The sequence below is a fragment of the Methylobacterium mesophilicum SR1.6/6 genome (genome assembly GCF_000364445.2).
GTDB classification, from domain to species: domain Bacteria; phylum Pseudomonadota; class Alphaproteobacteria; order Rhizobiales; family Beijerinckiaceae; genus Methylobacterium; species Methylobacterium mesophilicum_A.
On the sequence record NZ_CP043538.1, the window covers coordinates 3,195,553 to 3,206,879 of the forward strand.

An 11,327-nucleotide genomic window follows, 5' to 3' on the forward strand; every position below is an offset into this window, starting at 1 on the left:
ATGGCCGAGGCGCCTGACTACGCGGCTTTCGCGGCACGCTATGACGCTGGCCAGCCGGGTCTCGTCGGGCTGACCCTCGTGGCCGACCTTGAGACGCCCGTCGCTGCCTTCCTCAAGCTGCGGGATCGGCAAACGGGCTCCGCGTTCCTTCTCGAATCCGTCGAGGGCGGTGCCGTTCGCGGTCGCTACTCGATGATCGGGCTCGACCCGGATCTGGTCTGGCGCTGCCAGGACGGCGCGGCGGCAATCGCCCGCGGTGCCGACCTGACCCACTTCGAGCCGGACGACCGCGCCCCGCTCGCGAGCCTGCGGGCTCTGATCGCCGAGAGCGCCATCGGCGACGCGGCGGATGCCGACCTGCCGCCGATGGCCGCCGGCCTGTTCGGCTATCTCGGCTACGACATGGTCCGCGCCATGGAACGGCTGCCGGAGCCGAATCCGGATCCCCTGGGCGTGCCGGACGCGATCCTGATCCGCCCGCGGGTGATGGTCGTCTTCGACTCGATCCGCGATCTCATCACCGTCGTCTCGCCGGTGCGGCCCGCGCCGGGCGTCGCGCCCCGGGCGGCCTACGAGGATGCGCTGCAGCGCCTCGACCGGGTGGCCGCCGCGCTCGAGGGACCGCTTCCGATCGAGGCCCGGGTGGACCTCTCGGCGGTCGCGCATCCCGAGGCGGTCTCGAACACCCCGCCGGACGATTTCTTCGCCATGGTCGCGCGGGCCAAGGAGTACATCGTCGCGGGCGACGTGTTCCAGGTCGTGCTGTCTCAGCGGTTCTCCGCCCCGTTCACCCTGCCGGCCTTCAGCCTGTACCGCTCGCTCCGGCGCACCAACCCTGCGCCGTTCCTCTGCTACCTCGACTTCGAAGCCTTCCAGATCGTCTGCTCGTCGCCGGAGATCCTGGTGCGGGTTCGGGAGGGCACCGTGACGGTGCGGCCGATCGCCGGCACCCGCCGCCGCGGCGCGACCCCGGCGGAAGACGCGGCGCTCGCGGCCGAACTCCTCGCCGATCCCAAGGAGCGCGCCGAGCACCTGATGCTCCTCGATCTCGGCCGCAACGATGCCGGCCGCGTATCGCGGATCAGCAGCGTTCGGGTGACCGATTCGTTCTTCATCGAGCGCTACAGTCAGGTCATGCACATCGTGTCGAACGTCGAGGGCGACCTCGATCCGCGCCACGACCCGCTCGACGCCCTGGCGGCCGGCTTCCCGGCTGGCACGGTCTCGGGCGCCCCGAAGGTGCGGGCCATGGAGATCATCGACGAACTGGAGCGCGAGAAGCGCGGGCCCTACGCGGGCTGCATCGGCTATTTCGGCGCGCGCGGCGAGATGGATACGTGCATCGTGCTCCGCACCGCCGTGGTCAAGGACGGGCGGATGCACGTCCAGGCCGGCGCCGGGATCGTCTACGATTCGGATCCTGCGTCCGAGCAGCAGGAATGCGTCAATAAGGCCAAGGCGCTGTTTCGGGCGGCCGAGGAGGCGGTGCGGTTCGCCGCGCAGGCGAAGCGCGGGCAGTAAACGACACCCCGATCGAAGCCGGTCGCCAGATGCAGTGCATGGTTGACCGCTCCGTCCCGAGCGGTCACATCGCGCCCATGCCCGAGCGTGCCGCCGCGATGCCCAACGTCCTCGTCATAGACAACTACGACTCCTTCACGTGGAATCTGGTCCACCTGATCGGTCCGCTCTGCGGCGCGATCGACGTGGTGCGCAACGACGCGCTCACCGTCCCCGAGATCCGCGCGAAGGCGCCGGACGCGATCGTGCTCTCGCCGGGCCCCTGCACGCCCAACGAGGCGGGCATATGCCTCGACGTCGTGCGCGACCTCTCGGAGGAGATCCCGATCTTCGGCGTGTGTCTCGGCCTCCAGGCGATCGGGCAGGCGTTCGGGGGCGACGTGGTCCGGGCGCCGCTGCCACTGCACGGCAAGGTCTCGACAATCCGGCACGGCGCCCGCGGACTCTTCCGCGGACTGAACGACAGTTTCGAGGCCACGCGCTACCACTCGCTCGTGGTCGATCGTGCGAGCTGCCCGCAATCGCTTCGGGTCACCGCCGAGGCCGACGGTCTCATCATGGGCCTGGAACACACCGAGCGCCCGCTCCACGGCGTCCAGTTCCATCCGGAGAGCATCCGCTCCCAGCACGGGACGGAGATCGTGAAGAACTTCCTCGATCTGGCCGCCGCCTGGAACGCGGCGCGTGACAGGACCCGCGTCGACGTGCATTGACGCCCGGAGGCCGAGAGGGCCTTCCGACAGAGCGCATGGACAGTTTCAGACCCCATCTCGCGAAGGTCGCCGGAGGCCTCGCCCTCGACCGTGACGAGGCGCGCGCAGCCTTCGACGACCTGCTGTCGGGCGAGGTGACGCCCGTGCAGGCCGGCGCCTTCCTGGCTGCCCTCAAGGTGCGCGGCGAGACCGTGGAGGAGATCGTCGGCGCTGCCGAGGCCATGCGGGCACGCATGACCCGCGTCGCGGCGCCCGAGAACGCCGTCGACGTTGTCGGCACCGGCGGGGACCATTCCGGCAGCGTGAACGTCTCGACCCTCGCGGCCATCCTGGTGGCCGCCTGCGGCGTGCCGGTGGCCAAGCACGGCAATCGTGCCGCGACCTCGCGCTCGGGCGCCGCCGACGTGCTCGCCGCCCTCGGCGTCCGGCTCGGGCTCGACGCGCAGAGCCAAGCGCGCTGCCTCGACGAAGCCGGCCTCTGTTTCCTGTTCGCCCAGGCGCACCATCCGGCGATGCGCCACGTGGCGGCGGTCCGCTCCGAACTGCCGGTGCGAACGATCTTCAACCTGCTCGGCCCGCTCAGCAATCCGGCCGGCGTCGCCTACCAGCTCTTCGGTGTTGCCCAGGAGGCCCTCGCCGAGCCGCTGACGCGGGTGCTGGCGGAACTCGGCAGCCGCCGGGTCTGGACCGTGCATGGCTCCGACGGGCTCGACGAGATCACCGTCACGGGGCCGTCGCGCGTGGTTGCTCTGGACGAGGGCCGGATCTCGCGGTTCACCATCGACCCGCGGGACCTCGGGCTGCCGCTGCGCGCGCCCGAGGAGTTGCGGGGCGGCGATCCGGCCGACAACGCCCGGTCACTGGAGGCGGTGCTCGCCGGGGCACGCAACGCCTACCGGGACATCGCGGTTCTCAATGCGGCGGCCGCACTCGTCGTCGCGGGGGGCGCGGCGACCCTAGCGGACGGGCTTGCGCGGGCGCAGGATGCCGTGGAGTCCGGGGCGGCCCGGGCGACACTCGCCCGACTGATCCGGGCCTCGAACGACCACTCCACTGGGCCGGAGGGCCGATGAGCGCGATCACGCATGAGGCGAAGGGGGTCGCTGCACCCGAGGGGGAGAGCGAGCGCCCGAACGTCCTCGCCCGCATCGAGGCCTACAAGCGCCGCGAGATCGCCGAGGCAAAGCTGCGGGTGCCGCTCGCCAAGCTCGAGCGCAAGGTCGCGCAGGCCGAGCCCGTGCGCGGCTTCGCGGCGGCGATCCGGGCCCACCTTGCCGAAGGACGCCCTGGGCTGATCGCCGAGGTGAAGAAGGCCTCGCCCTCGAAGGGCCTGATCCGGGCCGACTTCGATCCGGCCCGACTCGCCGCCGCCTACGAAGCGGGTGGCGCTACTTGCCTGTCCGTCCTGACCGATGAGCCCTCGTTCCAGGGCCGGCCGGAATACCTGACGGCGGCCCGCGACGCCTGCGGGCTGCCGGTCCTGCGCAAGGACTTCCTGTTCGAGCCCTATCAGGTCTACGAGGCCCGGGCCTGGGGCGCGGACTGTATCTTGGTCATCATGGCTTGCCTCGACGATGACGAGGCGGTCGACCTCGTCGAGACAGCGCACCTCCTCGGGATGGACGTCCTGGTCGAGGTCCACGACGCGGCGGAGCTGGAGCGCGCCATCCCTCTGGGCGCCGCGCTCATCGGGATCAACAACCGGAACCTGAAGACCTTCGAGGTGTCGTTCGACACCGCCATCCGCCTCGGTGCGGGGATTCCGTCGGACAGGATCGCCGTCGCCGAGAGCGGAATCGGCGGACATGCCGATGTGGTGCGCCTTCGGGAGAATGGCCTCGGCGTGGTGCTCGTCGGCGAGAGCCTGATGCGGCAGGCGGACGTCACCCGGGCGACCCGGGCGCTGCTCTTCGGCGAGGCCGAGGAAACGGGGATCAACGCCAAGGCCACCGAGCCCAAGGGCGGCAAGGTCAAGAAGAAGGGCTGAGCGATGCAGCCCGGCGCGACGCTCACCCATCTCGATACCAGCGGCGCGGCCAATATGGTCGACGTCACCGACAAGCCCGCCACGGACCGCACCGCGCGCGCGGAGGGCGTCATCGTGATGAGGCCCGAAACCCTGACGCTGATCCGCGAAGGTGATGCCAAGAAGGGCGACGTGATCGGCACGGCGCGCCTCGCCGGCATCATGGCGGCCAAGCGCACCCACGAACTGATTCCCCTCTGCCACCCGCTGCTCCTCTCGAAGGTGCGGGTCGAGTGTGAGCCGGACGACGCGCTGCCCGGCTTGCGCGTCGTCGCCGAGGTGCGGGTCCAAGGTCCCACTGGCGTCGAAATGGAGGCGCTGACGGCGGTTTCGGTGGCCTGCCTCACGGTCTATGACATGGTGAAGGCCGTCGATCGCGGCATGCGGATCGAGGGCATAAGGCTCGTCGCCAAGGACGGAGGCCGCTCCGGCGCCTACCGGGCTCCCGCCGCATGAGCGGCCTGATCGCGGTCGCGGAGGCGCTCGATCGCGTCCTGTCGAGCGTCGCCGGTCCCGTCGAACCCGAGATCGTGTCGCTGGCCCAGGCCGCCGGCCGGACGCTTGCCGCCGATATCGTCGCGACGCGCACCCAACCGCCGTTTCCTGCCTCCGCGATGGATGGCTACGCGGTCCGGCGCGCCGATGCGGATGTTGTGGGGGCGCGGCTGCGCCTCATCGGCAGCAGCGCGGCCGGACACGGCTACACTGGCGCGATCGGTCCCGGCGAGACGGTGCGCATCTTCACCGGCGCCCCCGTGCCCGAAGGGGCGGACGCGATCCTGATCCAGGAGGACGCCCGGACGGACGGCGACACCGTGCAGGTCGTCGAGCCGGTGGAACCCGACCGTTTCATCCGCCGTGCCGGACTCGATTTCACCGCCGGCGATACCCTGCTGTCGGCCGGGATGAGCCTCGATGCCCGGCGCCTCGCCCTGGCGGCAGCGGCCGGCCATCCCCGCCTTTCCGTCAGGCGCAGGCCACGGGTCGCGATTCTCGCGACCGGCGACGAACTCGTTGAGGCGGGTGCAGCTCCGGCCTGGGACCAAATCGTCGCCTCGAACAGCCTCGCGCTCGGTGCGCTCGCCGTGGAAGCCGGGGCCGAGATCATCGATCTCGGCATCGCGGCGGATAAACACGACGCGCTGGAGGATGCGTTCCGGCGCGCGCGAAACGCGCGGGCCGACGTGCTGGTGACGCTCGGCGGCGCGTCGGTCGGCGATCACGATCTCGTCCAGGCAGCCCTCGCCAGGGAGGGGTTGGAACTCGGCTTCTGGCGCGTGGCGCTGCGGCCCGGAAAGCCGCTGATGCACGGGCGCCTCGGCGACATGCTGGTCATCGGTCTGCCGGGCAATCCGGTCTCGTCCATCGTCTGCGGCCTGCTGTTCGTTGTGCCGGCGATCCGCGCACTTCAGGGCGATCCCCAGGCGGGCGCAGACCGCAGCGAGGCGGCGACTCTGGGCCGCGATCTGCAGGCCAATGACGGGCGCGCCGATTACATGCGCGCGACCCTCGCGGTCGAGCCGGGCCGCCTGCCAGTGGCGACGCCGGAGCAGCGCCAGGATTCCTCGATGCTGGCAGTCCTCGGTCGTGCCGAGGCGCTGCTGCTCCGCCTACCGCACGAGCCTGCCGCGAGGGCCGGCGACCCCTGCCGGATCATCCGGCTCGACCGCCGCCTTCTCTGACCCGACGCCGCGCGCCGGACGCGAGGAGCGGTCGCAGACCGATGCGCGCGCCTACCGCGGCGGCACGCGCCAGACCTTCAATGGGCCTGGCAAGTCCAGGGGCTCCAGCCGTTCGGATCGCACCGCCCCGGCGGCGAGCCGCTTCGCGAAGGCGGGCTCGGCCTGGAGATCGTCGGCCGGACGATCCGGGCAGGCGACGAGATAGCGGATCCCGAAATCCCGCAGCACGGCGTCGAGATCCGCCTCGGTCCCGCCCAGTCCTTCGATGGCCGCCGTGAGGCCGGTTATGGCGCGGTGATAGGGGGCTGCCACGATGCTGTGGGGCGTGCGTAGCAGGATCGTCGGTCCCATGAAGACCGGCGCCAGTACGGTCCCGGGCGGAAGCGCGGCCAGGGGACGCAGGGCGGCCTCGCTCTGGCAGGCGACCGCGCCCGCGGGATCGAGGGCCGTGCGCGATGCGGGCGCGAGGGTCTCGGCAAGCATGGACGGGACCATCCAGAGGGTGCTCACGAGGCCGCAGCCCAGCGCCAGAAGACCCCAGCGCCGTGCGCCGCCGCCTGGCTCGCCCGCGCGGGTGACGGCGCGGTCGATCACCGCCCCGCCCACGAGCGGCACGAAACCCGAGGCGATGTAGAGGCCGCGGAACTGGAAGTACCCGAGGATCAGGCCGGGCCACAGGAACAGCGCGATAACGGACCACGCGCGCCGCTGCGGGCCGCGCCACGTCATCCAGGCAGCACTCAGGCCCGCGAGCAGCGCCACCGGGTAGAAGACCAGGACCTCCCACTGCCCGTGATCGACGAACTTTGGCACCGAGGCCATCTCGTTGACCGTCAGCAGCCAGTGGACCCTTACCAACTCAGGCATGCCGGGGAACGGGCCGCCGAGGCAGGCCGGGAAGGCGAGGACGAAGCCGGACAGAAGGACGGTGCCGAACAGGCCGGCGAGAGCCGCACGCGCCCGCATCGCGGCAAGGTGAGGCGCCAGGATCACGGCCGAAAATCCGAGGCCGAAGCCGCCGGAGGTCAGCCATAGCCAGGGTGTCGAGAGCGCGTCGCAGCGCGGCGCGGTCCAGAGTCCGGGAGACGTCTGGGCAGCGAAGAGCAGCGGCGCGGCGGTTCCGAGGGCGAGGCCGAAGCCCGACAGCACTGGCAGGGCGGGACGGCCGCGCAGGCACCAATCCCCCACCAGATAGAGAGCGGCGAGGGCGATGGCTGGCAAGCCCTCGAGCCCGACTGCGAGCGACAGGGCTGCCAGGCACCCGCCGCCGAGGCCTGCCCGAAAGCCGCCGCGGATCATGCAGAAGGCTAGGCCCAGAATGGCGAGGATCTGGACGTTGTGATGATCGACGCGCCCCGGCTGGAACTGGATGGCCACCCCGAAGGTCTGGGTCGCCACGAGGATGGCCAGGATCGCCGCCCGGCTGCCGAAGCTGGCGCGCGTGCCGCGGTACAGCACGACGGCGTACAGGCCGAACAGCGCGGCTGGCCAGAGCACGGCCGTCACGCCGAGGGCGAGTTGCACGCCCAGGACGGGGGCCAGCGCCGCGACTAGCCCGGCGATGGGAGCGTCCACCAGACGCGACCAGTGGCTCGGTACCCCCGCGGGGGCGAGGAAACGGTACTGGACGTTGTCGTACCAGCCCTGACCGGCCAGGAGGTCGCGCACCTCGACGAGCCGCATCGCATCATCGGTATCGGGCAACCGGAGATGACGAACCGTCTCCCAGACGTCGTGGGGCGGGTACAGGGTCGCGAGGCAGAGCGCGACGATCATCCAGACGATCGCGCGACGGTCGATCCGGCCCGGCATGACGGCGACCGCGGACGGCATCACTTCCCCCTGCGCGCCGCGGGCGAGCGGCGGCTCCTCTATCTCCGAAGACGCTTAAGGACCGGTCAATCCGCTGCGACGACATTCCTTAACCATCCGCCTGCGATAACCGGCGGGCCGGAACGGGTTCCGGCCGGGCAGCCAGCCGGAGCAGGGGATGAGCCACCACACCGAGACGCTGGTGATCGGCGCCGGGCCCGCGGGGCTCACCGCCGCCTACCTGCTGTCGAAGCAGGGGCGCTCGGTCATCGTCCTGGAGCGGGATCCGGCCCAGGTCGGCGGCATCTCGCGGACGGTCTCACACAACGGCTACCTCTTCGACATCGGCGGACACCGGTTCTTCTCGAAGTCGAAGGCTGTGGTCGATCTGTGGGACGAGATCCTGCCGAACGATTTCATCGAGCGTCCGCGCCTGTCACGGATCTACTACCGCGGCCGCTACTACGCCTATCCGCTCAAGGCTTTCGAGGCGTTGCGCAACCTCGGCGTTTTGACCAGCGTGGCCTGCCTCGCCTCCTACCTCCATGCCCGCGCGCGGCCGGTGGCCGACCCGAAGACCTTCCACGCCTGGGTGCGCAACCAGTTCGGCGAGCGGCTCTTCACCATCTTCTTCAAGACTTACACCGAGAAGGTGTGGGGCATGTCCTGCGACGCGATATCGGCCGATTGGGCGGCCCAGCGGATCAAGGGGCTCGACCTCGGCGCCGCGATCCGCGACGGGCTCAAGCGCTCGCTCGGCCTGCACAAGCGGGCCCGGTCGAGCGGCCCGGTGATCAAGACTTTGATCGAGTCGTTTCGCTATCCGCGGCGCGGGCCCGGCATGATGTGGGAGGCGGCCGCGGCCAAGACCCGGGCGCAGGGCGGCCGGGTGCTCCTGGACCGCGGCGTCGACTCGCTCAGCTACGATGCCGGTACAGGTCTCTGGACAGTGGCGGCGCGCGGCGCCGACGGCACCCGCGAGACCTTCACGGCCCGCCACGTCGTATCCTCGGCACCGGTGCGGGACCTGATCGATTCGATGCGGCCGCGACCGCTGAGCACCTTCAACGCGCGGTCGCTGAAATATCGGGATTTCCTCACCGTCGCGCTCATCGCCAGATCCCGGACGGAGTTTCCAGACAACTGGATCTATATCCACGATCCGTCGGTGAAGGTCGGCCGCGTGCAGAATTTCCGCTCCTGGTCGCCCGAGATGGTGCCCGACGAGGGCCACACCTGCCTCGGCCTCGAGTACTTCTGCTTCGAGGGCGACGGATTGTGGAACGCCACGGATGCCGACCTCGTGGACCTGGCGAAGCGCGAGATTGGACAGATCGGCCTGATCGACCCGGCCGACGTGGTCGATGCCTGCGTGGTCCGCCAGCCGAAGGCTTACCCGGTCTACGACGAGGAATATGCCGGCCACGTCTCCACGGTGCGCCGAGAGCTGGAGCGGGATTTCCCGACCCTGCACCTCGTCGGCCGCAACGGCATGCACAAGTACAACAATCAAGACCACGCGATGATGACCGCGATGCTGACCGTGGAGAACATCCTCTGCGGCCGGCGCCGGCACGACGTGTGGCAGGTCAACGAGGACGCCGAGTACACGGAGGCGGGGGTGTCGGGCGCGCAGGCCGCGCTGGGCAGCGAGCGGCTCGTGCCGCGGAAGGTCGCCTGACAGGCGACAGGGATCGGGCCGCGTCACCGGCGCGGCTTGTTCCTGGAAATCTCGCCTCTATCGTTCGCTGCCGGACAGGCCCAGGTTCAAGGGCCGCCGGGAGGAACGTTTCCGATGCGATCATTGATCATCGCCGCACTTCTGGCCGGCGCCGCCGCGCCCGCTCTGGCGCAGGGCGCCGCCCCGGCCGAGACGAAGGCCAAGACCGACGATCTGGAGAAGCTCGAAGGCTTTCATAGCACTAACACGCAGGCCGCCCCCGAGGTGCCGCAGACCGGTCGGCGGGCGGACGCGATCCGCAAGAACCTCGGCAAGGTCAAGCTGCCGGACGGCTTCAAGATCGACCTCTATGCCGTCGTACCGGATGCCCGCGCCATCGCGGTCGGCCCCAATGCCGGCGTGCTCTTTGTCGGCACGCGAAAGAGCAAGATCTACACGGTCACCGACCGCGACAAGGACCGGGTCGCCGACGAGGTTCGCCCCTTCGCGCCGGGCATCGAGTTCAAGATCCCGAACGGCGTCTGCTTCTCGAAGGACGGCGTGCTCACCGTGGTGGAGCAGAACCGGGTGCTGGCCTTCCCGGCCGCCGAGTTCTTCTACGAGAACCCCGACGTCGCCGCCGGCGTGCTGGTGAAGCAGGGCGAGCTGATCCCGGCCTCCGAGGAGAGCTTCAACCACACCGCCCGGGTCTGCCGGGTGGGTGCCGACGGCAAGACCTACATCGCGCTCGGCCAGCCCTACAACGTGCCGCCCGCCGAGAAGATGGATTTGTACAAGAAGGCGGGGATCGGCGGCATCATCCGCATCGATGCCGACGGCAAGAATCGCGAAGTCTACGCCACTGGCATCCGCAACTCGGTGGGAATGGATTTTGCCGCCGACAAGACGCTCTGGTTCACCGACAATCAGGTCGACGGCATGGGCGACGACAAGCCGCCGGGCGAGCTGAACCACGCCACCAAGGCCGGCGAGAACTTCGGCTTCCCGTGGTTCGGCGGCGGATCCGTCCGCACGGTCGAGTACAAGGACCAGACGCCGCCGGCCGACGCCGTCGCCCCCATGGCCGAGCTGCCGCCGCACGCGGCCGATCTCGGCATGACCTTCTACAACGGCAAGCAGTTCCCGGCCTCGTACAAGGGTGGGATCTTCATCGCCGAGCACGGCTCGTGGAACCGCACCGAGCCGGTGGGCGCACGGGTGATGTTCGCCAAGCTCGGGGCCGACGGGAAGGTCGAATCGGTGAAGCCCTTCGCGGAGGGCTGGCTTACCGGTGACGGCGAGTATCTGGGGCGTCCGGTGGACGTGGCGGTGATGCTCGACGGCTCGCTGCTGGTCTCGGACGATTCCGCCGGGGCGATCTACCGGATCTCGTACGAGAAATAAGGGGTTCTTCCCTCCCCCTTGCGGGGAGGGATCGAGGGTGGGGATGGTGCAGGATGAGGCGCAGCGGTGCCTCCTACACCACCCCCACCTCCAACTCCTCCCCGCAAGGGGGAGGAGCGTATCGTCGCGCAATCCGAGCCCGCCTGATGATCCGTCCGCTTTTCGTCCTGATCGCCACCCTCGTCCCATTCGCGGCCCAGGCCGGCGACGCCGCCGCGGGCAAGAAGCGCGCGACCGCCTGCCAGACCTGCCACGGGATGGACGGGCTCTCGAAGCTGCCGGAGGCGCCCAACCTCGCCGGGCAGGTCGAGCCATATCTGGTAAAGGCGCTCACCGAGTACCGCGACGGCAAGCGGCAGAACGAGATCATGAACGTGGTCGCGAAGGATCTGACGGACGCCGATATCGCGAATCTGGCCGCGTATTATTCTGGAATTCAGGTCGATGTGCTGCCGCCGGGGTAACCCGCGCGCTCCACCCTCCCTTTGCGGGAGAGGGAGGGCGGAGTT

At 69.9% G+C, this 11,327-nt stretch carries 10 protein-coding genes; 9 read left to right on the forward strand and 1 reads right to left on the reverse strand.

Going from position 1 to position 11,327, the window contains the following annotated elements; all coding sequences use genetic code 11:
• The 6 genes from trpE (at nucleotide 1) to MMSR116_RS15215 (ending at nucleotide 5,942) form a co-directional block, all read left to right on the forward strand.
• Nucleotides 1-1,521 carry an anthranilate synthase component I gene (gene trpE, locus MMSR116_RS15190; protein WP_010682265.1) on the forward strand — a complete coding sequence of 507 codons (1,521 nt, stop codon included), beginning with the start codon at nucleotides 1-3 and terminating at the stop codon, nucleotides 1,519-1,521.
• A 98-nt stretch (nucleotides 1,522-1,619) separates the two neighbouring features.
• Nucleotides 1,620-2,234, forward strand: a complete 615-nt coding sequence (locus MMSR116_RS15195; RefSeq protein ID WP_039892524.1) for an anthranilate synthase component II — start codon at nucleotides 1,620-1,622, stop codon at nucleotides 2,232-2,234.
• A gap of 35 nt (nucleotides 2,235-2,269) precedes the next feature.
• Complete coding sequence (gene trpD, locus MMSR116_RS15200) at nucleotides 2,270-3,307, forward strand: anthranilate phosphoribosyltransferase (protein ID WP_039892233.1); 1,038 nt, start codon at nucleotides 2,270-2,272, stop codon at nucleotides 3,305-3,307.
• Nucleotides 3,304-4,221 carry an indole-3-glycerol phosphate synthase TrpC gene (gene trpC, locus MMSR116_RS15205; RefSeq protein ID WP_010682262.1) on the forward strand — a complete coding sequence of 306 codons (918 nt, stop codon included), beginning with the start codon at nucleotides 3,304-3,306 and terminating at the stop codon, nucleotides 4,219-4,221. Before trpD ends, trpC begins: the two co-directional genes overlap by 4 nt.
• A 3-nt stretch (nucleotides 4,222-4,224) precedes the next feature.
• The gene (gene moaC, locus MMSR116_RS15210; RefSeq protein ID WP_010682261.1) at nucleotides 4,225-4,716 is read left to right on the forward strand and encodes a cyclic pyranopterin monophosphate synthase MoaC; all 492 of its coding nucleotides are present in this window, start codon (nucleotides 4,225-4,227) and stop codon (nucleotides 4,714-4,716) included.
• Nucleotides 4,713-5,942, forward strand: a complete 1,230-nt coding sequence (locus MMSR116_RS15215) for a molybdopterin molybdotransferase MoeA (protein ID WP_010682260.1) — start codon at nucleotides 4,713-4,715, stop codon at nucleotides 5,940-5,942. The genes moaC and MMSR116_RS15215 overlap by 4 nt, the downstream gene beginning before the upstream one ends.
• Nucleotides 5,943-5,993: 51 nt before the next feature.
• Here the strand turns inward: MMSR116_RS15215 and MMSR116_RS15220 are convergent, their stop codons facing one another.
• Nucleotides 5,994-7,775, reverse strand: a complete 1,782-nt coding sequence (locus MMSR116_RS15220; RefSeq protein WP_010682259.1) for a hypothetical protein — start codon at nucleotides 7,773-7,775, stop codon at nucleotides 5,994-5,996.
• Between the two features lie 157 nt (nucleotides 7,776-7,932).
• Here MMSR116_RS15220 and MMSR116_RS15225 point away from each other — a divergent pair, with 157 nt between their 5' ends.
• The 3 genes from MMSR116_RS15225 (at nucleotide 7,933) to MMSR116_RS15235 (ending at nucleotide 11,282) form a co-directional block, all read left to right on the forward strand.
• The gene (locus MMSR116_RS15225; RefSeq protein WP_010682258.1) at nucleotides 7,933-9,435 is read left to right on the forward strand and encodes an NAD(P)/FAD-dependent oxidoreductase; all 1,503 of its coding nucleotides are present in this window, start codon (nucleotides 7,933-7,935) and stop codon (nucleotides 9,433-9,435) included.
• Nucleotides 9,436-9,549: 114 nt separating this feature from the next.
• Nucleotides 9,550-10,818 carry a PQQ-dependent sugar dehydrogenase gene (locus MMSR116_RS15230; protein WP_010682257.1) on the forward strand — a complete coding sequence of 423 codons (1,269 nt, stop codon included), beginning with the start codon at nucleotides 9,550-9,552 and terminating at the stop codon, nucleotides 10,816-10,818.
• 146 nt (nucleotides 10,819-10,964) lie between these two features.
• Nucleotides 10,965-11,282 (forward strand): c-type cytochrome, encoded by a 318-nt coding sequence (locus MMSR116_RS15235; protein WP_039892228.1) that lies wholly within the window; start codon nucleotides 10,965-10,967, stop codon nucleotides 11,280-11,282.
• Nucleotides 11,283-11,327: the final 45 nt, after the last annotated feature.